We start from the raw sequence: 22311 nt of genomic DNA on the forward strand, positions 1-22311 counted from the left end.
CGGCGATCAGCCTTCGGGGTTCACAAAGGGAAGCAGGGCCACGATGCGGGCGCGTTTCACAGCATTGGTGAGATCGCGTTGCTGCTTCGCTGTCAACCCGGTCAGACGACGGGGAAGAATCTTGCCGCGCTCAGTGATGAACTTCTTGAGCAGATCCACATCCTTGTAATCGATGGGATCGCCTGGCTTGATCGGAGAAAGACGCTTCTTGAAGAAGGAGCTGGACATGAATCAGGAACAGTTGAAAGGCGGTGTGAGCAGCGGGCTCACTTGATCTCCTTGTGGAGCGTCATCTTGTTGAGCTGAGGGCAGAACTTCATCAGCTCAAGCCTTTCAGTTGTGTTCCGGCGGTTCTTCTCGGTCGTGTAACGGGACACGCCGGGGGAGCGCTTTTCGGAAGCGGGAACGGACCGGCATTCGGTGCACTCGAGGGTGACAACGATCCGGACGCCCTTGTTCTTAGCCATAAAGGACGTAGCGCCGCAGGTGCTAAGCGAACTGACAAACAAAGATCCTACCCGCTCAGGCTGCCAACCCCAGATGGGGGGCGGTTCCTAAGATCACGCGCCTGATTCAGCTCGATCCATGCGGGTGTCCCTCTCCTGGCTGAACCAGTTGGTTCAGGTCGATGAAGGGGTCGAGGACCTGGCTGAACGTCTCTCGATGGCCGGCTTCGAGGTCGAGGACATCGACGATCTCAGGGCCAGGGCCCAGGGCGTGGTGGTGGGCTATGTGCAGCGTTGTGAAAAGCATCCCAATGCAGACAAGCTCAGCGTCTGCCAGGTCGATGTCGGCACCGACCAACCCCTGCAGATCGTCTGCGGAGCGCCGAATGTACGTGCCGAACTGCCCGTCCCTGTCGCCATGGTGGGGGCTGTTCTTCCGGCCGTAGGACTCACGATCAAGGCCGGGGAGCTGCGGGGTGTGACCAGTGAAGGCATGATCTGTTCGCTGGCAGAACTCGGTCTCGACAGCGATCTTGATGGGATTGCCGAGCTGGATCGCCTCACGGTTGCAGTTCCGACAACGGGAACGCCCGTGGCGGCCCTGCTGGGACTGGATGACACCGTTCTGGATCTGGCGATCACGGCCAACCGCCCTGATGGGCTGTCCATGGTGGGGATTGCACGGGAGGTGGCTGCGCTCACGGGAGCCCAGCTCTCGTTGCCCTCACTGGAGCTTCAGCCCTCGCATCAGGTTCTCGACTGTGATCAGGAGAGTGCTGTGGCGTTTCAGAAGGGTGGCCTTTACAGCCTCACCTTGATCGAGGGTATGGATGGCTCCCGCCCATCGGCGAGCTGGCTCAAACAGCGCCTTGAGCGGGCTGGCATCAACAGTGTCAACGCCATCGTCGATGTGACCAACCACGTGATGGTGGAGCAGGGGCAACCCCTGCATGCCTTCGATGCCGATGCCCTCGAGGAGCTGACGGGAAAACCCGTCGTTGCAGGCAGCTTTGGACTGCGCCAGGCACGCCCGGGAGAACCTTTCACGGGTCTTGATGATCGGGATCTGATCCTGGATGCGAAGGCTCAGGTGGTCACCTGTCACGACCTGCCGATTGCCCTCGCCGGTGTGATGGGAAGCAGGGACAGCGGCGTGAGCGCTTCGACAAAGCGAATCTGGCTTGAATCGGCCATGTTCTCTCCTGCCGCGGTGCGCGCAACGGCGCGATCCGTGGGACTGCGCACCGATGCGAGCAGTCGTTTTGAGAAGGGTCTTCCGGTTGATCTCACACTCGCCTGTTCGGTCAGAGCGGTCGAGATGCTGTCCCAGCTGTTCGATCTGGTGGAGCGCGGGCGTTGGGTCAGTGGTGACCTGCCAGCGGTTGGACAATCCGTCCTGCTGCGTCGTGAGGCGTTGCAGAAATTGCTTGGTCCACTGCAGACGCAGGAGGGGTCTGCTGAGCTCGATGACGCTTCAATCGAGCGTTGCCTCACGGCTCTCGGCTGTTCCCTGACCGCGACTGATGCAGGCTGGCAGGTGGTGGCTCCACCGTCACGCCGTCAGGATCTGCATCGTGAGGTGGATCTCATCGAAGAGGTCGCAAGACTCACGGGATTTGATCGTTTCGAAGCTCACCTGCCGGACCCACTTGTTCCCGGAGCCCTGAGTGCAAGACAGCAGGCTGAGCGACGCATCCGTCAACTGATCTCAGCTGCAGGCCTGCAGGAGATCACAACCCTTTCCCTGGTCGGTGCATCCGAGCAGGAACCAGACCGCATCGCCATCAGCAATCCATTGTTGACGGAAACGAGTTTTCTGCGCACCAATCTCTGGGAGGAACTGCTGCAGGTCTGCGTGCGCAATCTCAAGACACCTCAGCCTGGATGCTGGGTGTTCGAGATCGGCAACGTCTTCGGCGGATCAGCTGAGGCTGTCGAACAGCGAGGTCTGCTTGCCGGAATGATCTGCGGGGAACGTCGGCTGGAACGCTGGACCAGCAGTGGAAAACCGGTGATGCCGACGTATCACGACGCGCGGGGAAGGCTGACTGAAGTGATGCAGGCCCTGCATCTTGAACTCCTGGATCAGCGCCTCACGTCTGATGAACGACTGCACCCCGGCCGGGCGGCCACGCTGGTGCTGGAGGGCCGGCCCCTCGGCTGCTTTGGACAGCTCCATCCAGTTCTGACGGAGCGGCACGGACTACCGGATGCCACCTACCTGTTTGAACTGGATCTGGATCGCCTGTTGGATGCCGCAACCCGCAGCAACCGTTGGGTCCCTGGATTCAAGGGTTTTCCCACGGTTCCATTCAGCGAACGGGATCTTGCCGTTGTGGTGGATCGCGACTGTCCTGCCGCTGAGTTGATTCAGACCATCCGCAAGGCAGGAAAACCCCTCCTGGAGACCGTTGAACTGATCGATCGCTTCGAAGCCGATCAACTGGGGGACAACAAGGCCAGTCAGGCCTTTCGTTTGCGCTATCGCGGCAAAACCACTCTCAAGGAGAACGACGTCCAACCCGTGCATGACAAGGTCCGTCAGGCACTGGAACAACGCTTCAGCGCTGAACTTCGCAGCTGACTCGACGGAGCAGCACCAGGGATTCCAGGTGGCTGGTCTGCGGAAAGAAATCCACAGGATGCAGGCCATCAATCGCGTACGGACCCTGCGGATGCGCGAGTTGTTTGAGATCCCTGGCCTGGGTGGCGGGGTCACAGCTGAGATAGGCGAGGTAAGCCGGAGGACAGGCAAGCAGGGTGTTCAGAACGGATTGATCGAGTCCACGGCGTGGTGGATCCACAACGATTGCGTCACAACCGGAGAGTTCCGTTGACATGAGGCCATCGACATCACCCTGAAGAAAATGACAACGGCTGGCCAGCCCGTTGCGTTCAGCGTTTTCGATCGCCTGGGTGATCGAGGAGGGATGACGTTCTATGCCGATCACCTCAAAACCCCGCGCTGCCAGCGGCAGGCTGATGGTGCCGATCCCGCAGTAAGCATCAAGGATGCGCCCACGGCCGAGGACGGAAATCATCCAATCGCAGATCACCGTGATGATAGATTCAGCCTGTGGAGTGTTGACCTGAAAGAAGGTGCTCGTATCGAGGACGAGTGCAAGGCCGCAGATGCTCTCCTGAAGACTGTCCTGTCCGGCGATGACACGCGTTTCTCTCCCGAGGATCAGATTGCTGCGAACTGGTTGGAGATTGAGGGTGACGCCACGAAGGCTGGGCCAGCGATCCATCCATCGCCTTGCCAGCTCATGAACACCATCCAGCCGGTCATGACTGGAGACGAGCGTGATCAGGAGATCACCCGAATGGTGGCCGATGCGGAGCCCGAGGTGGCGCAACCCCTTGGCTTCGCTGAGATCGTGATCAGCAGGCCAGCCGGTCTGATCAAGATCCTGTTTGAGAGGCTCGATCAGCGCATCAAGGCGTGGATCCAGAACCGGACAGTGGTTGAGATTGATGATCCGGTGGCTGCCCCGCTTGTAGTAGCCGAGACGCAGAGATCCATTCGGCGCGCGTTTGAGCGGGATCAGGGCGCGATTGCGGTAACCGAGTGACCGCTGGTGGTTGAACCGGGATGAGCTGACCGGCTGATTGATGCCTCCCAGTCGACTCAGGGTCTCGGTGAGCTGATGTTCCTTCCACTGCTGCTGACCGGTGGCCCCGAGGTGTTGAAGCGTGCAGCCGCCGCAGTCGGAAGCAAGGATGCAGGGTGGGCGTCGTCGTTCAGACGAGGCGTGGATCAGTTCGAGTCGGCGGCTTCTCCAACGTGATCGCTGGCGCTGGAGCAGCTGGATCCTGGCCACTTCGCCAGGCAGAAGATCGGGCACGACGATGACCCATCCTTGCCACCGCGCCAGACCACATCCGTCGCGATCAAGGTCGGTCGCCTCAACCTCAAGGGTCAGACCGGGGCGTGGTGCATCGTCTCTCGGCATTGCAAAGGCGTAACACGCGAGCTGGTCGCCGACGGCTCAAGGGCTTGTGACCACTAAAATCCAGCAAGCCTGTTCAGTTCTATGAGTGTCGTCCGGGATCTCATCCTCCAGGCCGATGATGATCTGCGGTATCCCACCAGTGGTGAACTGCGCACGATGGTCGATTTCCTCGACCAGGGGGCTATCAGGGTGAGTGTCGTCCGTGTGCTCACGGACAACGAGAAAAAGATCGTGGACGAGTCGGCCAGACAACTGTTCGCCCGCAAACCGGATTACGTCGCTCCAGGCGGCAATGCCTATGGCCAGCGGCAACGTGCCCAGTGCCTGCGCGACTACAGCTGGTATCTCCGCCTGGTGACCTATGGCGTTCTTGCCGGCAGCACCGAGATGATTCAGGACATCGGCCTGATCGGTGCCCGTGAGATGTACAACAGCCTTGGTGTCCCCATGCCGGGGATGGTGGAAGCGATGAAAACCATGAAAGACGCTTCCATCGCCTTGCTGTCCGATCAGCAGGTCAAGATTGCTGCTCCCTACTTCGACTTCCTGATTCAGGGAATGCAGACGTCGACCTGACCGAACTCAGGCTCACAGGTCTCATCCGGGACTATCACCAGGTACGGATCAGATTCTTGAACGAGACCGGTGATCAGCAGTTGTTCTTACCCGTCTCTTAAGTGTTGCTGAATGAGACGCATGATGAGTCTTAATCGCGATTGGCAATGCGATCAATCAAGTTCGCTTTTTGAGCGGACGATCAACCCTTACCGAGCGAATGATTGAGTGGCCACCTTTCGGTCACATTCCTTTCATCACATCATCTGTGCCTGAAACAGTTCGCTTACATCTGAAACAGTTCGTTTCGTCTGGTCGCCGAAGTATCAACGGGTCGGCATCACTAATCAATATGGATCACTGGTCTCATTTTGGGCTCATTGCAACTCTTGTTATGCGTCAAGGATGGACATTATGAGAATCAAATCAGAGGTTGTTCGTCCTGCTTTCTGCAGCGTCCGCGGCAAGCTTCCAAGCCAATTCAGCTTGCGTACCTGTCTTTAACACAGGTACGCATGAGTCAGATGCAAGTGCATAACTGAGGTTCAAGAAACTTGAATCGGCCCTGGACTGGACATGGACGCAGGGAACGAGTGTCCGGAATGAGTGTCCCGGCCGACAAGGGCCTGGCCGCTTCCTCAGGCCTCCGGCAGGTCTGATGGGCTTGGGTTTGCGTTGAGGCCATGGGGCGGACAGACAGCAGATACACGCAAAGCGATGCATTGATTGACCCAACAGCAATCACAGAGCCATCAACAAAGTCAGGCCTATGACAAGACGCACTCAAAGCCAATTGTCAGCCCTAAATGGCATAGGCAAAGCATAAAGGTGCTGCAAATAAGATTGTCAGAAAATAAGTTGTTGATATTTAGCAATCGTCTCATGCAAGAACCTTTATGAGTCTTGGTCTGCGATGCACCTGAGAACAATGCGCCTTTGATTGGCGGACCAGTGCCTGCCGACGTGTCGAACAATTCTGGCTGCCCAGGAGGAGTGAAAACATGTCGGCGCCTGAATGCCTCCGGCGGCGACAAGGACCCATGGCGTCCCAGTGAAGCCAATTGTGTCTCATCCTGAGTCTTGATTCTGGAGTCAGTTGGGACGGTCAAGTCAGCGTCGGTAGACGCCGCTGAGCAGCTGGTAAGCCTCGGACACGCGACGCATCGATTCAGGAGAGCCTCCCGTATCCGGATGAGCGTTCCTGGCGCTGGTGCGATAGGCCTCCTTGATCGATGACAGCGTCACTTCGGCTCCCGGCTGGGTTGAAAGGCCCAACAGCTTCAGCGCCCCATGCACGGTCATGGTCGATTCCAGGGTCTCGAACGACGTCGCCCTGTGACTGCGCCTGAAGCGATTGACAAAGCGACGAATCATCGTCGGCATCCGCTCCGCAAGATTGGCTGTTGCGAAGGGATCTTCCAGGGTCCCAGCCACCACCATCACCCGTCCGAGCGTCGGTGATTCCGTCGTCCACTGCTGGCACAACTCCTGAACCGCAGCATTGGCTCCGGTCCAGGTGAACGGCCTGCCGTCACTGGCATCCACACTGTTCCAGAGATCTCTGGAGAGCCAAGTGATGGCCGCTTCCACAACGGTTGCACCCGGTGGCTGTCCGTACAGAGACGTCCAGTGATCATCGGCAGCACCCATGGCAGCCAGAAGATCGCCGTGGCAAACAGCCGCCACGACAGGATCTGCTTCGGTGGTCTGAGCCTTGATCGATGGGGCACGCAGGGTCTGCTTGAGCTGACGACCACGTTTTCGGACAAAGCCGGGCAAGTCGATGCCACCCGATTCAGGACCTGCTGACTCAGAAGCGGCTGACTCAGGAGTGTCGGATGGGGGAGCCAAGGCCTCCTGAGGAGTCTCAACCTCGTTCTGATCCTGGCGTCGGATCAGGACCAGACTGCTGGCTTCCTGGATCGGCTGAGAAGGCTGAGACGTTTCAGCGTCGTTGATCTCCTCTTCGTCCTGATGCAGGAGGTACTCCAGCAGCTGTTCAACGACGGCTCCCCGAGACCTCACTCCGTAGACAGGTTTCAGATTGTCGAGAGCGTTGATCAGCGCATCCGACAGCACGAATGATGTTGAACGCTTTCTGGCTCCCTCCTCTGACACAGGTTCGACCTCCCTTGGCGAAGGTTATCGACCTTGCATCTCAAGCAACCACTCCTGCTGGTTCTGGATCGCTTCCTGATATCGCGGAGTCGTGACGGGAGACATGATGGGACTCCTCAGTGGTGCCATCTGCACGGTTGGCTCGATCCTGGGCAGGGTTGGTGGATTGAACGTTTGCGGCTGGGCCTGAATGACCGGGGGAAGGGCATTCGGAGAGACAGTGCGGTCTTTCTTGCTGTCCAGGCGTTTGCGGGCCTCCTCCAGTTGAATCTCCCGGCGTCGGAGCATCGCCAGCTGCTGGACGGGGACGACGCTGAGCAAATGCCCAGGAGTGGCATCTGCGGGATAGACAAGACTCAACTTGACGGGATTGGTCTGGCCAGGAATCAGATTCAGATCAGCCAGGGCCAGGCTTTCTCCGGAGCGAAGACCGACGTGAATTTCCCGGTAACCCTCCATCGTTTCGATTCTGAGTGAGCCACGGAAGGCCGTGAACTGTTTTTTTCCGGAGACCACTGGATGACTCATCACCAGCTGATGCGCCCCCGATCCACTGAGGTTGAGGGTGACGTCGTAACGAACGCCGTAGGTCCCGACATTGTTCAGGGCTGAATCAGCCATCCGGGTTGAAAGAGGATTCACCTGCACGTCCCGCGTGCCGAAATTGTGTCGGGCGGTGCTGGTGAGCGGAACATGCAGGGGACCCTGGCGAAGGTCGTGCTGGATGCTGGCGTTGTAGGTGTCCCCAAGGGCCACACCAGCCACGCGGGAAAAGACACGCCCCAGCTGGATGTCGCGAATGCGATTCAGGTAAATCCGACCGGGAGCGAGTCTCCCGGAGTTGAGAACAGAGATCAACCGTCTAGGGTCGTTGGTTTCCTCCGCGGCAACGACCGCCATGGTGAATGGTCCGTCACTGCGGCCATGCAGCAGGCCGTTGGCGATGCCACGGGCAGGCAGCACCGTGCTGACGACGATGGCCTTGCCACCGGCAGGAATGGTGATCGAAGGCTTCAGTTTGCGATCCAGTTCCTGACGGAGCATCTGAACGGCCGTCGCATCGCCCGGGCCGGTGTTCCAGGGACGCTTACCGAGGGGTTTGACACCCATCAGGTTGTTGGGCAGGTAGGGAGCTTCGAAGCTGTTTTTGACCGATCCCTTGTCGAAACGGAGCGTGACGGGTTGCCTGCCTGGATTGCTTGCGATCAAGGCCAGGGTGAGAAGACCACGGTCACGGCGGCCGCCCATCTTTCTCTTGTCGTCCGGGTAGTACTTGTGGTGCATGTGAACACCGAACTCACCGTTGAAGGTGTATGCCGGATTGCGTAGGGGCCGATTGGTCTCTGCAGCAATGGCGGACCCTTTCGCCGTGTTCACAAGAATTCCAGGCCCCGTCACGATCTCCGGCTGATTCGAGTGGAGAACAGGCACGTTGTTGAACGTGCCATTGAGGCCGCGAGCCCGTTGGCCTGCCATGAGCGCCACATAGGCCGAAGCCATCGACGGAAGCCCAATCTCAAGGGTCGCAATGGAGACAACGCTCACGACCAGAATTGGGACTCGTCTGAGCATCATGAGGGATTGTTGATCCGTTGCCAGGCGACCAGAACGGGGTGCCTCGGCGAGGCCACAACCTAATCCGAGGATCGTTCTGCGCCAAGCACAAATCCGCCATTGGACGTTTGATTTCGCCAGGATCTGACTAATGCTGGAGTTCAACATGCTTCCTCCCTTCTGCTGTAGCGACACCTCCGATTACGACTCCCGTCGTCGCCATCACCAGCAACGAAAAATGGCGATGCTGACCTTCTGGCGTGATGGTCTTGAGCGACAGCTGTCGGCCATCAATGCGGCGATCGGCACCCTGGAGCAACAGATCGAGCGGGATGCTCAAAGCAACGGCTGAGGTGTCTTCACGGCTCCTGCCAGCCTTGACAGTCCCCGTTTGACCCTGCGATGCACCGTCATCGCTGAAAGACTGAGCTTGCGACCCGCCTGTCGCAGGCTCATCCCATCAAGAACCACAGCTTTGATGGCCATGATTTCAACCTTCGGGAGTTTGTTCAGAGCCTTCATCAGCTCGCGTTGCCGTTCGCTTTGCTCTGTTGCCTCGAGGTCTTGAGCGTCTGCGACCCACTGGTCGTCCCGAAGTGTCGACCATCGACCTTTGCTGAGATACAGCATCAGGGTCTGATGATCCTGTGCCGACAGGCTGTCGTCTCGGCATCGCATCAACCGTTGAGCCCTCTCCTCAACGCTCCGCGGCAACCTGACGATGCCGCTGCTGTCCCTGAGGTAATGCAGGATCGCTCCCCGAATGTGGGGTCGTGCGAAGGCGTTGAAGTGTGTTGATCGCTGTTCGCTGAATTGGTGCGACGCCCGGATCAGACCAAGCCTGCCGACCTGGACGAGGTCATCGAGGTCCTCGCTGGTGCGACTGGCGTAATGACGGGCGATGGGTGTCACCAGCTGTAGATGCTGTTCAACGATCACGTTGCGGCCGTTGATGGGTCGTTGGGTCATGGAGCAGATCGGTTCGTTCCTTGAGATCGGTCTGTTCCAAGCGATGCACGGCTGGATCCCTCACGTCATCCGTGTGATCACGGACCTGGTGGCAGAACGTCTCTCAGCAGAGATTCAGGGCCAGCGCTCCGCAGCCAGCGTCGATCGGAGGCCTCCGTGCTCAGCAGATAGCCGGCAAATCCGAGCGCATTCACACTGAAGCCCCTCACGCCCTCGCAGTGCCGTCGAATCAAAGCCAGCCATCGTCGGCTCAGCAGAAGGTTGTAAGGCTGGCTCGGCTTTTCACGGTCGGAGGGTGAACCCAGGCCGGCACGATCGCAGAGTTGTTCGTAGTGATCACAGAGCTCGACCGGCTCGGGAAGTTGATCAGGGAAATGCCGGATAAAACAATGAAGAGCCAGCAGCCTGTCCCCAGCGTCAGCTGTCCCAGGTTGTGAGTTCAGATCATGCGCGTCAAACCATGCTTCGCGAGGACAGAGCCGTTCGCCCTGGTGGCGTGGAAGCAACTGCAGATGACGATGCGGTTGGCTGGCACCAGCCGACGGCCCACTGTTGAAAAACCACAATCCAGTCGTGTCGCGATCGACATGCACAACGGATTGCCAATCCTCCAGGCTCAGCCAGCCATCCTGTGCAGCCCAATCGCGAGTGATCAGGAGCATGTGGCCGTTCTGAACTGGATATTTGTTCAGGATCAGCACATGCCGGTTGAGCACCAGCGACACCTGAAGCTGTTCATTCCAGGGGCGGAATGGATTCGGTTTCGGCCCCGATGCACGCAGATGACGGGGAGGCAGGCCTGTGAGATGGCGAATCTCATAGGTGATGCCGGCCTCACCGCTGATGTGCCCAAGCTCGGTCGACAGGGGAACAAGCGCCTTGCTGGACAGGGCTGCATCACTGCACCGCAGAGCTTTGTGCCAGTAGGTATCAGCCGCCATCGCGCTGCAGACGAGCCAGTGATGCGCCTCGGTAGTAGTGACCGAGGATCTCGTTGAACTGAAGACCGTCCAGAGCCAGTTGCTGCGCCCCCTGCTGGCTCATGCTGGCACCCAGATGGCCGTGGGCCTCAGCACTGATCGAGCTGGTCGCCGCATAGAGACTCTCAACAATCCCACCCTTGTAGCTGAGGACGATGCCACGGGTACTGGCTGTGGCGTCCCGGCTTCGCTGGCTTCTCGTTGCTTCGCCCCCGTAAACCTGCCAACGGGTTGTGTCTCCGAGGTTGAAATCCCGGGACGCCGGTCTGGCCAGATGGGCCAGGGCGTAGGAGCGAGCGGCAACGGCCTGGGCCTTGAGTGCTTCAAGATTCCAGCCACTCGGCATTTCAGCACCGACCACGGACGCCACGTACTGCTCGAGATCAAGCTCGTTCACCGCGATCCAGCCCTGATCGCGGCGAAGGAATTCAAGGTTGTGTCGATAGGGAACCTGATTGATTAGGATCGTGCCTCCGCTGCAGCGAACAGAACCAGCACGATCGCTGCGGAGGATCGAAAGAAGATCACGGTCCTTGAGACGTGGTCCGGAGCCTTGGACGCGGCAGACCATCCCCTGACTTGTCTGGAGGCTTCTGATCGGCGAGCGACTCGTCAGGGCTACACGAATCGGCAGGCTGACCGACTCGCCCAGAGGGGGGACATCAGGCACCAGGGGAGCCACACCGCCGGCTGGTCCCGCTGCTGGTGAGGAGCTTGGCGAGCTGGCTCGTGACAAGGCTGTGCTCGAGCTGGCGCGATCTGCAGCCCGGGGGTCTTCGAGAAGCTCCAGCAACGACGCTTCCCCTTGATCAGCGCCAGACTGATTTGGCTGAAACTGTTCGCTGATCGATCGACTCGATCCAACAAAACCGATGGCCGCCACGACCAGCGTTAGAAGCACCACCAGAGCCACACGAGAGAGTGGGGCCACGCACGATTCCGCTCAGAACAGGCGGAATCATGGCCGACTTCAGCGGAGAGATGGTGACCATGACGCCCAGCTGTCGTGAGTTCCGCAGGCGTTTCTGATCAATCCTGGACGGGCACAGCCCTGGTGGTAGGCGCAGGCGGCATCGGCTCCGCTGTCGCCCTGGAGCTCAGCCAACGCTTCCCGGAGCTGACAGTGCTGACCTGTGGACGCCAGGGTCCCCCCGACCAGGACCTTAAGATTGATCTCGAAGACGATGCATCTCTGGATCACTTCACCGGTGCGCTCCAGGCCCGTGGAGATCGTCTGCGGCTTCTGTTCAACTGCAGCGGTCGATTGCATGGACCCGAGCTTCAACCGGAAAAACGCCTCAAGCAGGTGAATCGGCGGCAACTGGAGCAACAGTTCGCGATCAACGCCATCGCTCCTGTTCTGCTGGCGCGGGCCGTGGAACCGCTGCTGAAACGCGATCAACCCTTCCATTTCGCCAGCCTCAGTGCGCGGGTCGGAAGCATCGGGGACAACAGGAGCGGAGGCTGGTACGGCTATCGAGCGGCCAAAGCAGCCCAGAACCAGTTGCTCCGCTGCCTCAGTCTGGAGTGGTCCCGCCGTTGGCCTCAGACCACTGTCACGTTGCTGCATCCGGGGACGACGGACACGGAGTTGTCAAAACCGTTTCAGTCGTTCGTGCCCGCTGAAAAGCTTTTTTCACCCCAGCGTGCGGCCGGACATCTGATTGATGTTCTGGTCCGGCAGACCCCTGAAACGACAGGTCGCTTCCTGGCCTGGGATGGTCAGGAAATCGTCTGGTGAGCATGCTCCTTGAGCTGCTCCAGTGAAACCACTTGCAGAGCCGTGTCTTCGGTGGATTCCAGACAGACCTTCGGAGCCATTCCATCCTCGTAGGCCTGCTTCCAACGGGGCGCACAGACACACCAGTGATCGCCAGGCTTCAGACCGGGGAACTGAAAGGCCGGCACCGGTGTGGAGAGATCATTCCCCTGAGCCTTGCTGTAGCGAAGAAAGGATTCCGTCATCACGCAGCAGATGCTGTGCTGACCTTGGTCGGACGGGTCGGTTTCACAGAAGCCGTTCCGGTACCAACCCGTCATCGGCTGACAGCCACAGACTTTCAGAGGTGCCCCGAGCACGTTTCGGGAGTTGGATCTGGCCGGAGTGCTGGCGGTCATCCTGAGGCTTTCGATGCGAGGAGTCTGACGAAGGAGTGGCACATTTTGACGACAGATGGTTGACGGACCCCTAGGGGAACGCGTTAAAGGTCAGACAGTCATGTCCCCTCGATGGATTGGGAGTTCACCGAAGACGCTGCCTTTCTCGCACTCTGCGATGCCTTCCGCGAAAGCGGTGAAAGTTCGGCCATGGAATTTCTGGCCAATGGTGAAGGGGCCTTTCATTTCCAGGATCTGGCGCAGAACGCGGCTGGCGAGGGGCTTGATCTGAGTGAGTCGAATGCCCTCGACGCGTTCCAGCAGGATGTGATCGACACGATGGAAAAGCTCTGCCAGGACTGAATTGACCGCGCGGGTTGCCGACATCAGCCTGCGTCGTCAGCTCAGCTGAAAAAGAAGGCAATCTCCTTGTCTTTGAGACCATCCCATCCTGCTGCGATCAGGCGTGAGTTCAGGGACTCTTGATCGAAGTGTTTGGCACCGGTCTTCACCACGCGGTTGCGCATCGACTTGAGGACTCCACTGCGCGCCCGTCTGCTTTCGAGATCCATCACCTCCCGATAGAGGGAGAGCATGGATTCAGGGATCGGCGTCCCATCGAGGTCAACACCCGCCTGAATCGCTGTATCAACGCCATCCGGTCCAGCTATCGCCATGGTTGATCTGCATGCAGAAGCGGCTCAGATTACGCACTGAAGTAACGGGCCTTGCTGTGAATCGCCACCAGAGCCGTGGTGCTCTGTTCTGGTTCCAGCTGATCACTGGCATCCATGCTCAAGCCGATACGGTTGGCGTCGAGCCAGTCGAGCTGTTGCCTCGAATCGGCCACGTTCGGACAGGCCGGGTAGCCGAAGGAATAGCGGCTGCCTCGATAGCGCTGAGCAAGAACATCCCGCAGCGGCATGCTGTCGGGATCGGGGAAACCGAGCTCGTCGCGGATGCGTGCGTGCACCCACTCCGCCAGGGCCTCAGCCATCTGGACGGCAAGGCCGTGGAAGTACAGATAATCGCTGTAGTGATCGCCCTGGAACAGCTCCTTGGCCACCTCACTGGCCTTGTCGCCCATGGTGACCGCCTGCATCGGCAAGACATCGCTGGGGCGGCCATCGGTTTGAAGGTCCCGGAAGAAATCTGCAATGCAGTAGCGATTGCCTGACCGTTGACGAGGCAGGTCAAAACGTCCGAGTTCCTGATCTCCACTGGCATCGAACACCCGCAGGGAATTTCCGTCCCTGCCGACTGGGAAGTAGCCGTAGGCCACACGAGGCGTCAGCAGCCGTTCATCCAGGCAGCGATCAATCCACTGCAGCAACACAGGTTCCGCTTTTTCGGCCAGCATCGCGTCGTAGTCCTCGCGGCTCTGCTGCTGGGTTTTACGGATCTGCCACTGGCCGGCGAACAGGGCATTGCGGTCCAGATACCGGAAGACGTCATCCAGGGGAATGTCCTGCTCCGTGAGGATCGCTGCACCGTGAAAGGGTGGTGTCACCGCGGCTTCGGCGGGTACGGTCTCAGAGCGTTCCCTGCTGACCACCGCAGGCGTTGAGGGCACGTCTTCGGTGCTGTCGTTGTTCTTGGCGACGGCGGGGGCCTCGACCTCATCGTTGTCATCAAGGCCGACACCCTGTGGTGCGCCATCGAGAAATCCCTGGCTGTTGCTCCAGGTGTCCTTGACCTTGGCATCCATCAGCGCATCCATGAAGCGCAGATCAGCGAAGGCGTCGCGGCCGTAAATCACCTTGCCGTTGTAGACATCCCGGCAATCCTTCTGAACGAAACGGGGGGTGAGTGCGGCACCACCGAGGATCACCGGAACATCAATCCCTGCTTCGTTGAAAGCACTGAGGTTGTCTTTCATGAAGGCCGTCGACTTCACAAGCAGCCCGCTCATGGCGATGCAATCCGCCTTATGTTCCAGCTGGGCCTCGATAATGGCTTCACAGCTCTGCTTGATCCCGAGGTTGACCACCTCGTAGCCATTGTTGGTGAGGATGATGTCGACCAGATTTTTACCGATGTCATGAACGTCTCCCTTCACGGTGGCGATCAGGAACTTCCCTTTGCTGCTGCTTTCCCCCTCGGTTTTCTCCATGTGGGGTTCCAGGTAAGCCACGGCTGACTTCATCGTTTCAGCGCTCTGGAGCACGAAAGGCAGCTGCATCTGCCCGCTGCCGAACAATTCACCCACCACCTTCATGCCATCCAGCAGGTAGGTGTTGACGATTTCCAGTGGTTTGTAGGTCTTGAGACCTTCATCAAGTGCCGGCTCGAGACCGATCCGTTCACCGTCGATGATGTGCTGTTTGAGGCGTTCCTCAACAGGCAAGTCCGCGAGGGAGGGACCGGAGGCCCGGGCCTCCTTGGTGCTGACGCCCTCGAACAGTTTCGTGAGTTCGGTCAGCGGGTCGTAGGTGCAGATTCCGTTGTCGAATGTCCGGTTGTCATTGATCAGATCGCGGCAGATCGTCTGATGGTCGCCGTTGATCTTGATCAGCGGCAGGATCTTCGCCGGGCTGACAATGGCCGCATCCATACCGGCTTCGCAGCAATCGTGCAGGAAGACGGAGTTGAGGGTGATGCGCGCCGCAGGAGACAAACCGAAACTGACATTGCTCACCCCGAGGACAACATGAACGCCGGGAAGGTTGTCGCGGATCAGTCGGATGGCATCAACCGTTGCCTTGCCATTCAGACGATCTTCTTCGATGCCGGTTGAAATCGGCAGGGCGAGGGGGTCATAGAAGATTTCATGGGCCGGCAGACCGAATTCGAGGGCATCCCGGTAGGCCCGCTGGGCGATGCTGAATTTTTTCTCAGCTGTCCGCGCCATTCCATCCTCGTCGATGGTGCCAACGACAACTCCAGCTCCGTAACGCCTGGCCAGCTCGAGCACCTTGAAGAAGCGCTCATCACCATCCTCGTAGTTGGTGGAATTGAGGATGCATTTGCCGCCTGCCACCTTGAGGCCGGCTTCCATCTTCTGCCACTCGGTGGAGTCGAGCATCAGGGGCAAATTGACGTTCGTGACAAGCCGACTCACCAGCTCGTGCATATCGCGTTCGCCATCGCGCCCCACATAGTCGACATTGACGTCGAGAACATGGGCGTTCTCCTTCACCTGGCCGCGGGCGACGGAGACGAGGCCATCCCAGTCCTCGTCAGCCAGAAGTTCGCGGACCTTGCGGCTGCCACTGGCGTTGAGACGTTCTCCGATGATCAGGAAGGAATTGTCCTGGTGGTACGGCGTGATGCCGTAGATCGACGACGCTGCCGGTTCCACCCTGGCGAGGCTCCGCTCGGCGGGCTTCAGCTGGGCCGACAGTTCCGACAGGGCTCCGATGTGCGCTGGCGTGGTGCCACAACAACCGCCGATGACCTGGACCCCGAGATCCTCGACGAAATGCATCAGCTGCATCTTCAGTTCCGTCGGCGTCAGTCGGTAATGGGCAACACCGCCGATGTTCTCCGGTAGTCCGGCATTGGGAATGCAGCTCACCGCAAATGGCGAATGCTCGGAGAGGTAGCGGATGTGCTCCTTCATCTGTTCCGGGCCGGTGGCGCAATTCAGGCCAAGAATGTCGATGGGGAAGGGTTCCAGGATGGACACGACAGCAGCGATATCGGATCCCACCAACATCGTTCCCGTCGTCTCCATGGTCACGGACACCATCAATGGACGTCGTTGTCCCGTGCGCTCGAAGGCCTCCTCGATGCCCTGCAGGGCTGCCTTGATCTGAAGAACGTCCTGACAGGTTTCGACGATGAACAGATCAACGTCTCCTGCCAGAAGACCTTCCGCCTGTTCTCGAAAGGACGCGGACATCGAATCGAAGTCGATGTGTCCGAGCGTGGGCAGCTTCGTGGTGGGTCCCATCGAGCCGGCCACGAAACGAGGCTTCTCGTCAGTGCTGTAACGATCAGCCATTTCACGGGCCAGTTCAGCTGCTTTTTTGTTCAGCGCGAAGGCCTGATCCTCCAATCCGTATTCAGCGAGCACGATTGAGGCAGCACCGAATGTGTCTGTTTCGATCACATCGCAGCCAGCTTCCAGAAACTGCTGATGAACGGCCTGAACCGCATCAGGCCTTGTCACAACAAGGTTCTCGTTGCAGCCTTCCAGATCGGCCCCACCAAAATCCTCCAGGGTGAGATCCATCTGCTGAAGGCTGGTGCCCGTGGCTCCGTCAAAAACCAGCACCGGCCGTTCAGGGCTGTGCAGACGACGGAGAAAACGGGATGTCACGGCAGCTTTGGTTGTCGTGCTGGCAGCCATGAACCTGATCTTGATCGTTGGATCCTAAGAAAACTGTCTGCAGCTCTTCTCCCCTGCGTCAGACCGTCACACGGGTGACCCAGTGCTCGAATTCAGGGTCCCTGCCTTCTGTGATCGCCACGAGCCGCAGCTTCAGTTCATCCATCACGGGTCTGTGGGTGTTCAGGGGGGTGGACTCGATCTGACGAATCGGTGTGATCTTGGCGGCCGTTCCCGTCAGGAAGACTTCGTCAGCGATGAACAGCTCCGTCTTGTCCACAGGCCGTTCAATCACCCGCATTCCCATGCTTGTTGCCAGCTCAATCACGCTGGCGCGGGTGATCCCCTCAAGGATGTCCTGGTCGACGCCTGGGGTGACCAGGGCACCGTCCCGAACCAGGAACAGATTCATGCCGCTGGCTTCACTGATCTTGCCGCGGCTGTTCAGCAGCAATGCCTCATCGAAGCCGCTCTTCACCGCCTCTGTCTTGGCCAGGGAGCTTGTGATGTAGGCGCCGCTGATCTTTCCTCTCAGGGGAAGTGAGCGATCCTCCTGACGCGTCCAGCTGCTGATGCGACAACTGACACCCTCCGGTGACAGGTAGTCACCCAGCGGCAGGCCGTAGATCAAGAAGTCGGTTTCAATCTCATGGAGGCGGGGGGCAATCCCGAGATCGCTCGTGTAGACGAACGGTCTCAGATAGATCGGCTGGTCGGGTTTGTTGGCTTGCAGCATCGCTGTCAGGGCCGCCAGGATCTCGTCCTCCGGAAGGTCTGTCAGCAGCAGGCGCGCACTCTGGCTGAGTCGGCGGGCATGCCGGTCGGCGCGGAACAGCAGCATTGTGTTGGCGCTGTCGGGGGCTGGAATGGCCCGCATGCCCCCGAACGCACCGGTGCCGTAGTGAAGGGCATGGGTGGCGATCGAGATCCTGGCCTCCTCGAAGGGCACACATTTGCCCTGGAACCAGGCATAGGGCAGGAACTGATGCATCGCAGACGAAGCCCGATCGCAGAATCTTCTCACCCGTTCATGACCAACCGGGCTGGAGAATGGCGAGATGCATCGCCTGGCCAGTTGTCCTGGGCTCGACCCTCCAGAGGACGTGGTGCTGGTGGAGCAGCCGCCGGCCGATGTTCTGCTGCTCAGCAGCGCTGGTACCGACCTCAGCACCCTGGCCAGCTGCCTTGAAGAGTCAGACCTGGCCTGCTGGCGGGAGCGGATCCGGGCCCTCGATCTGAGTCAGCTGCAGCATCCCGCCCAGGTGGATCACTACCTGCGCAGCACGGCGGACAACGCCAGGGTTGTGGTGCTGCGTCTTCTCGGCGGTCGCGGGCACTGGAGCTACGGGCTGGAACAACTGCAGCTTTGGCAGCAGTCCGTACAGGGACGGCAGCTTGTGGTGCTCTCAGGCACCCAGGATCAACAGGCGGTTCTGCATCCTCTCGGCTCGATCGCAACCGGTCTTGCCGATCGTCTGGCGACGCTTCTGCGCGAGGGCGGGAGTCGCAACATGGGCGAGCTCCTAAAGGTTCTCGATCGGGTCCTGAGTGGTCTGGAGCCCAAGCCGGACTCCGTCACCATTCTGCCGTTGCCTGATCCCTTGCCCTGGGAGTGGGGAACGGAGAGCGGAGCCAGGGTCGGCGTTGTTCTCTATCGCTCGCTGCTGCAGGCGGACGATCTTGACCTCGCCAGACAGCTCAACCGGACGCTGCGTGAAGCCGGACTCTGTCCCCGACTGCTGTGGGTGAGCAGTCTCAGGGATGCGGCCGTTCAGGCCGGCGTTGTGGACCTTCTCTCCTCCGAGGGGGTTGAACTTGTGATCACGGGAACCGCCTTCGCATCTGTGCGCTCGGAGGACGCTGGCCTGGGCAGTCCGATCTGGGATCAACTGGATTGTCCCGTGCTGCAGCTGCTCACGGGCTCCCGCCCCCGAGAGGCCTGGAACGCCAGCAGCCGGGGGCTGGATCCCCTCGATCTCTCGCTGCAGGTGGTCATGCCTGAGCTGGATGGACGGGTGACCACACGGCCCTGTGGGTTTCGCCAGCTGACCATGGATCAGGGTGGTTTGGCGACGGCACTGCCAAGCCTGATCCCGGATGCTATCGGCATCCAGTGGCTGGTTGAGCACACGGTCCGCTGGATCGAGCTGAGACGGACCCCAGCGCAGAAGCGCCAGGTCGCCCTTGTACTCGCCAACTATCCCGTGCGCGATGGTCGTCTGGCGAATGGTGTCGGGCTGGACACGCCCAGCAGCTGCGTCTCGATTCTTCGTTGGCTGGCAGAGGCTGGCTACGACCTCGGCGACGGTCCTCTGCCTGAGGATGGCGATGCATTGATGCGCTTGCTGCTCAGCGGACGCACCAATGCTCCCGAGAGCAGGGTGCGACCGCCGCTCGCTCACCTTCCGCACGACATCTACCTTGCTTGGTGGAACCAGCTACCTGCGGACGCGAGTCAGCCGATCGCCAGGCGCTGGGGCCATCCCTTGAGTGCCTGTGATCAGGAACCTGCCGGCTTTCCCATCCATGGGCTGCGATTCGGTCGGATCGTTGTGCTGATCCAACCCGATCGTGGCTACGACCCGGATCAGATCGCTGATCTGCATTCACCTGACCTGCCACCGCCCCATCGCTACCTGGCGCAGTACCTCTGGCTGAAACAGATCCATCGCAGTCAGCTGATGGTGCATGTGGGCAAGCACGGCAGCGCTGAATGGCTCCCCGGTAAAGCCGTCGGTCTCAGCGACCGCTGCGGGCCTCATCTCGCTCTTGGTGCCATTCCCCATCTCTACCCCTTCATCGTCAACGACCCCGGCGAGGGTTCACAGGCGAAACGTCGTGGTCACGCCGTGATCCTGGATCACCTCACGCCACCCCTTGGCCGTGCAGGACTGTATGGGCCGCTCCAGACACTGGAGAACCTGCTGGATGAACTGGTCGAGGCTCGTGAGCTCGGCTCGGAGCGCGTTGCGCTGCTGCAGAGGTCGATTCTGGAGACCCTGAAGGCGATGGACTGGCCAGGGATCAGCGCGCCGCCTGGAGCTGGTCAACCAGATGCGGATCTGGAACGCCATCTCGATGCGGTGGAGACCTACCTGTGCGAGCTCAAGGAGTCCCAGATCCGCATCGGTCTGCATCGACTGGGTGAGCGACCTGCCGCCTCGATCGAACGTGAGTTGCTGATGGCCATTGCTCGGGCTCCATCGTCAGGTCAACCGGGGTTGACGCAGGCGATGGCCATCGAGCTCGGACTCGGCTTCGACCCCTGGCAACAGGAGGATGGCGATCTGTTGTCGCCATCAGATCAACAACGGCTGGCGGAACTCGGCAGTCCCAGGGCCCAGCGCGTTGGCGATGGAACCGCCTGGTTGGAGACGCAGGGATTGCTGCTGCTTGAAACCCTGACCGAAGGCAACGCCGAAGTTGGGACCTTGCATCCCTTGCTGGCTCGGTGGCTTGATCAGATCCCAGGCGATGGCGTTCTTTCGAGGGTTCGGGACACGCTCTGGCCCCGTCTCGTTCAGTGCGCGCCCTCGGAACGGGACGGGTTCCTCAGAGGAGCATCCGGACAACGGATCGCGGCCGGACCGTCCGGTGCGCCCAGCCGCGGTCGGCCGGATGTGCTCCCGACAGGGCGTAATTTCTATTCCGTGGACCTTCGCGGTCTGCCGACGGAAGCCGCCTGGGATCTGGGCAGACGCTCGGCCGAGCGACTGCTGGATCTGCATCTGCTCGAGCAGGGGGAACCGCTGCGGCACCTCGCGCTCTCGGTCTGGGGCACCGCAACGATGCGAAACGGGGGTGAGGACATCGCTCAGCTGCTGGCCTTGATGGGCGTTCGTCCCGTCTGGGACGGCCCCACGCGACGAATGGTGGATCTTGAGGTGATCCCCGCCTCACTGCTGGGGCGATCAAGGGTGGACGTGGTGCTGAGAATCTCCGGTCTGTTTCGAGATGCGTTTCCGCACCTTGTGGGCTGGGTCGACCGGGCCCACCAGCGCATTGCGTCCCTGACGGAGGACGACAGCATCAATCCCCTGGCAGCACTGGTGAGACATGAGGGGCCCCAGAGCAGGATTTTCGGTTCGGCACCTGGGGCCTATGGAGCTGGCCTGCAGGCATTGATCGATCACGGCAGCTGGGAGAACCGATCAGACCTTGGAGAGGCCTTCCTCCAGTGGAGTCGTTGGCGTTACGACGGCAGCGACGTTGTTGTGGCCGACCGCAGTGGACTTGAGCAGGCACTTCAGCGGGTCCAGGTGGTGCTGCACAACCAGGACAACCGCGAACACGATCTGCTCGACTCGGATGACTACTACCAGTTCCATGGTGGTCTGTCCGCAGCGGTGGAAACGTCGTCAGGCCAGCGTCCACAGCTGTGGTTTGGTGATCACTCCCGACACGAACGTCCGCGGCTTCACCGACTTGAAAAGGAACTGGACAAGGTCGTGCGCAGCCGACTGCTCAATCCACGCTGGATCAATGGCATGAAGCAGCACGGTTACAAAGGCGCTTTTGAAATGGGGGCGAGCCTGGATTATCTGTTCGCCTACGACGCCGCAACCGACCGTGTTCCCGACTGGTGTTATGGCGCTCTCTGCGATCAGTGGCTGGCCGACGACGACACACTCTCCTTTCTCAGCCAACGCAATCCCTGGGTCCTGAGGGACATGGCGGAACGGCTTTTGGAGGCGTCGAATCGTGGGCTCTGGGAACAGCCACGACGGGATCAACTGGATCGGTTAAGAGACCTGGTCATCAGCAGTGAAGCCCGCATCGAAAGGGGAGACCTCACTTGTTGAGATCACGCACCATCTGACGAAACGGGTCGATGGATCCCGGTTTTGCGGACGGGGCGACGCTGGTGGTCGACTCCTCAACCTCCTTGGGTTTGAGGTCCTCCTTTCGAGCCACCGGTGCCGCATTGGCTGGCATCGGTGCATTGACTCCGGTGACGGCTGTCCCCCGAAGCCTCTGTTTCATTTCCGCGCTGCTCACCTGCTCCGCGAAGGTCTTCTTCACCAGCTTCGGAATCCCCGTGGTGAGAGTGGTGCTCTCCTCCTGCTTCACCGCGCCGCCAAGGCCTTCGGTGCGCTTGGTGAGCTGCTCGGTTTCGGCAGCCACTTCAATCACACGCTCTTTGCTGCCCGGCGAATCAGCGGTGCCCGGGAAGGTGCGGCGAATCGTCTTGGATTCGCGCATGTAATCAACATTTCCGAGCGAGGACGAGGAGTCCGCATCCAGGAAGTAGGCCTCGGGTTGCTCCTTCTTCGGGGCGCGGGGCTGGATCGGTTTGGCCTCGTCGGACCCCTTCGTGACGTTGCTCAGCAGACGATCAAAGAAGCCCATGCCGACCGGACCTG

19 protein-coding genes are annotated in these 22311 nt (G+C 59.9%); 6 read left to right on the forward strand and 13 right to left on the reverse strand.

Annotated elements, in window-relative coordinates; genetic code table 11:
* Positions 1-6: 6 nt before the first annotated feature.
* The gene (gene rpsR, locus KR100_RS08025; RefSeq protein ID WP_006041316.1) at positions 7-228 is read right to left on the reverse strand and encodes a 30S ribosomal protein S18; all 222 of its coding nucleotides are present in this window, start codon (positions 226-228) and stop codon (positions 7-9) included.
* 38 nt (positions 229-266) lie between these two features.
* Complete coding sequence (gene rpmG / locus KR100_RS08030; RefSeq protein ID WP_028952014.1) at positions 267-467, reverse strand: 50S ribosomal protein L33; 201 nt, start codon at positions 465-467, stop codon at positions 267-269.
* 118 nt (positions 468-585) lie between these two features.
* Here rpmG and pheT point away from each other — a divergent pair, with 118 nt between their 5' ends.
* Positions 586-3030: a phenylalanine--tRNA ligase subunit beta gene (gene pheT / locus KR100_RS08035; protein ID WP_038544659.1), complete on the forward strand. Its 2445-nt coding sequence runs from the start codon at positions 586-588 to the stop codon at positions 3028-3030.
* On the opposite strand, the gene rlmD is transcribed toward pheT, so the two are convergent.
* Positions 3008-4402 carry a 23S rRNA (uracil(1939)-C(5))-methyltransferase RlmD gene (gene rlmD, locus KR100_RS08040; protein WP_038544661.1) on the reverse strand — a complete coding sequence of 465 codons (1395 nt, stop codon included), beginning with the start codon at positions 4400-4402 and terminating at the stop codon, positions 3008-3010. The two genes, pheT and rlmD, sit on opposite strands and share 23 nt — an antisense overlap.
* Positions 4403-4483: 81 nt before the next feature.
* Here rlmD and KR100_RS08045 point away from each other — a divergent pair, with 81 nt between their 5' ends.
* Positions 4484-4978: an allophycocyanin subunit alpha-B gene (locus KR100_RS08045; protein ID WP_038544663.1), complete on the forward strand. Its 495-nt coding sequence runs from the start codon at positions 4484-4486 to the stop codon at positions 4976-4978.
* 1089 nt (positions 4979-6067) lie between these two features.
* On the opposite strand, the gene KR100_RS08050 is transcribed toward KR100_RS08045, so the two are convergent.
* Together KR100_RS08050 and KR100_RS08055 are read right to left on the reverse strand one after the other, a co-directional pair.
* Complete coding sequence (locus KR100_RS08050) at positions 6068-7036, reverse strand: molecular chaperone DnaJ (RefSeq protein WP_239420293.1); 969 nt, start codon at positions 7034-7036, stop codon at positions 6068-6070.
* Between the two features lie 63 nt (positions 7037-7099).
* Positions 7100-8650, reverse strand: a complete 1551-nt coding sequence (locus KR100_RS08055) for a DUF3370 family protein (protein WP_038544667.1) — start codon at positions 8648-8650, stop codon at positions 7100-7102.
* Between the two features lie 145 nt (positions 8651-8795).
* On the opposite strand from KR100_RS08055, the gene KR100_RS08060 reads away from it, so the two are divergent.
* Positions 8796-8981 (forward strand): hypothetical protein, encoded by a 186-nt coding sequence (locus KR100_RS08060; RefSeq protein ID WP_038548351.1) that lies wholly within the window; start codon positions 8796-8798, stop codon positions 8979-8981.
* Here KR100_RS08060 and KR100_RS08065 read toward each other — a convergent pair.
* The 3 genes from KR100_RS08065 to KR100_RS16785 all read right to left on the reverse strand — a co-directional run bounded on the left by KR100_RS08065 (position 8966) and on the right by KR100_RS16785 (position 11509).
* The gene (locus tag KR100_RS08065) at positions 8966-9598 is read right to left on the reverse strand and encodes a sigma-70 family RNA polymerase sigma factor (RefSeq protein WP_051847402.1); all 633 of its coding nucleotides are present in this window, start codon (positions 9596-9598) and stop codon (positions 8966-8968) included. The two genes, KR100_RS08060 and KR100_RS08065, sit on opposite strands and share 16 nt — an antisense overlap.
* Positions 9599-9675: 77 nt before the next feature.
* Positions 9676-10539 (reverse strand): ATP adenylyltransferase, encoded by an 864-nt coding sequence (locus KR100_RS08070; RefSeq protein ID WP_038544672.1) that lies wholly within the window; start codon positions 10537-10539, stop codon positions 9676-9678.
* On the reverse strand, positions 10529-11509 hold the full coding sequence (locus tag KR100_RS16785) for a SpoIID/LytB domain-containing protein (RefSeq protein WP_239420294.1): 981 nt from the start codon (positions 11507-11509) through the stop codon (positions 10529-10531). Before KR100_RS16785 ends, KR100_RS08070 begins: the two co-directional genes overlap by 11 nt.
* A 75-nt stretch (positions 11510-11584) precedes the next feature.
* Here KR100_RS16785 and KR100_RS08080 point away from each other — a divergent pair, with 75 nt between their 5' ends.
* Positions 11585-12319: an SDR family NAD(P)-dependent oxidoreductase gene (locus KR100_RS08080; protein WP_038544674.1), complete on the forward strand. Its 735-nt coding sequence runs from the start codon at positions 11585-11587 to the stop codon at positions 12317-12319.
* On the opposite strand, the gene KR100_RS08085 is transcribed toward KR100_RS08080, so the two are convergent.
* Positions 12301-12696, reverse strand: a complete 396-nt coding sequence (locus KR100_RS08085; protein WP_038548357.1) for a DUF2237 family protein — start codon at positions 12694-12696, stop codon at positions 12301-12303. The genes KR100_RS08080 and KR100_RS08085 overlap by 19 nt on opposite strands.
* Positions 12697-12807: 111 nt before the next feature.
* Between KR100_RS08085 and KR100_RS08090 the strand changes: the two genes are divergently transcribed.
* Positions 12808-13038, forward strand: coding sequence for a hypothetical protein (locus tag KR100_RS08090; protein WP_038544676.1), 231 nt, complete (start codon positions 12808-12810; stop codon positions 13036-13038).
* 41 nt (positions 13039-13079) lie between these two features.
* Here the strand turns inward: KR100_RS08090 and KR100_RS08095 are convergent, their stop codons facing one another.
* Genes KR100_RS08095 through KR100_RS08105 form a run of 3 tightly spaced genes read right to left on the reverse strand, consistent with a single transcriptional unit; the run spans position 13080 to position 17939 of the window.
* Positions 13080-13352, reverse strand: coding sequence for a DUF4090 family protein (locus KR100_RS08095; protein ID WP_038544678.1), 273 nt, complete (start codon positions 13350-13352; stop codon positions 13080-13082).
* A 29-nt stretch (positions 13353-13381) separates the two neighbouring features.
* Complete coding sequence (metH, locus tag KR100_RS08100; RefSeq protein WP_038544680.1) at positions 13382-16969, reverse strand: methionine synthase; 3588 nt, start codon at positions 16967-16969, stop codon at positions 13382-13384.
* Positions 16970-17027: 58 nt separating this feature from the next.
* Positions 17028-17939, reverse strand: a complete 912-nt coding sequence (locus KR100_RS08105) for a branched-chain amino acid transaminase (RefSeq protein ID WP_038544682.1) — start codon at positions 17937-17939, stop codon at positions 17028-17030.
* A 67-nt stretch (positions 17940-18006) separates the two neighbouring features.
* On the opposite strand from KR100_RS08105, the gene cobN reads away from it, so the two are divergent.
* Positions 18007-21750: a cobaltochelatase subunit CobN gene (gene cobN / locus KR100_RS08110; RefSeq protein WP_038544684.1), complete on the forward strand. Its 3744-nt coding sequence runs from the start codon at positions 18007-18009 to the stop codon at positions 21748-21750.
* Here the strand turns inward: cobN and KR100_RS08115 are convergent.
* A complete protein-coding gene (locus tag KR100_RS08115) occupies positions 21740-22297 on the reverse strand; it encodes a hypothetical protein (protein WP_038544686.1) in 558 nt (185 codons plus the stop codon). The two genes, cobN and KR100_RS08115, sit on opposite strands and share 11 nt — an antisense overlap.
* Between the last annotated feature and the right edge of the window lie 14 nt (positions 22298-22311).

Origin of the sequence: Synechococcus sp. KORDI-100 (assembly GCF_000737535.1) — a bacterium.
In the GTDB taxonomy this organism is placed as follows: Bacteria; Cyanobacteriota; Cyanobacteriia; order PCC-6307; family Cyanobiaceae; genus Parasynechococcus.

Coding starts and splice junctions, on each gene's coding strand:
- rpsR (WP_006041316.1), bottom strand. CDS start 228: ATGTCCAGCTCCTTCTTCAAGAAGCGTCTTTCTCCGATCAAGCCAGGC.
- rpmG (WP_028952014.1), bottom strand. CDS start 467: ATGGCTAAGAACAAGGGCGTCCGGATCGTTGTCACCCTCGAGTGCACC.
- pheT (WP_038544659.1), top strand. CDS start 586: ATGCGGGTGTCCCTCTCCTGGCTGAACCAGTTGGTTCAGGTCGATGAA.
- rlmD (WP_038544661.1), bottom strand. CDS start 4,402: ATGCCGAGAGACGATGCACCACGCCCCGGTCTGACCCTTGAGGTTGAG.
- KR100_RS08045 (WP_038544663.1), top strand. CDS start 4,484: ATGAGTGTCGTCCGGGATCTCATCCTCCAGGCCGATGATGATCTGCGG.
- KR100_RS08055 (WP_038544667.1), bottom strand. CDS start 8,650: ATGATGCTCAGACGAGTCCCAATTCTGGTCGTGAGCGTTGTCTCCATT.
- KR100_RS08060 (WP_038548351.1), top strand. CDS start 8,796: ATGCTTCCTCCCTTCTGCTGTAGCGACACCTCCGATTACGACTCCCGT.
- KR100_RS08065 (WP_051847402.1), bottom strand. CDS start 9,598: ATGACCCAACGACCCATCAACGGCCGCAACGTGATCGTTGAACAGCAT.
- KR100_RS08070 (WP_038544672.1), bottom strand. CDS start 10,539: ATGGCGGCTGATACCTACTGGCACAAAGCTCTGCGGTGCAGTGATGCA.
- KR100_RS08085 (WP_038548357.1), bottom strand. CDS start 12,696: ATGACCGCCAGCACTCCGGCCAGATCCAACTCCCGAAACGTGCTCGGG.
- KR100_RS08090 (WP_038544676.1), top strand. CDS start 12,808: ATGGATTGGGAGTTCACCGAAGACGCTGCCTTTCTCGCACTCTGCGAT.
- KR100_RS08095 (WP_038544678.1), bottom strand. CDS start 13,352: ATGGCGATAGCTGGACCGGATGGCGTTGATACAGCGATTCAGGCGGGT.
- metH (WP_038544680.1), bottom strand. CDS start 16,969: ATGGCTGCCAGCACGACAACCAAAGCTGCCGTGACATCCCGTTTTCTC.
- KR100_RS08105 (WP_038544682.1), bottom strand. CDS start 17,939: ATGCATCAGTTCCTGCCCTATGCCTGGTTCCAGGGCAAATGTGTGCCC.
- cobN (WP_038544684.1), top strand. CDS start 18,007: ATGCATCGCCTGGCCAGTTGTCCTGGGCTCGACCCTCCAGAGGACGTG.
- KR100_RS08115 (WP_038544686.1), bottom strand. CDS start 22,297: ATGGGCTTCTTTGATCGTCTGCTGAGCAACGTCACGAAGGGGTCCGAC.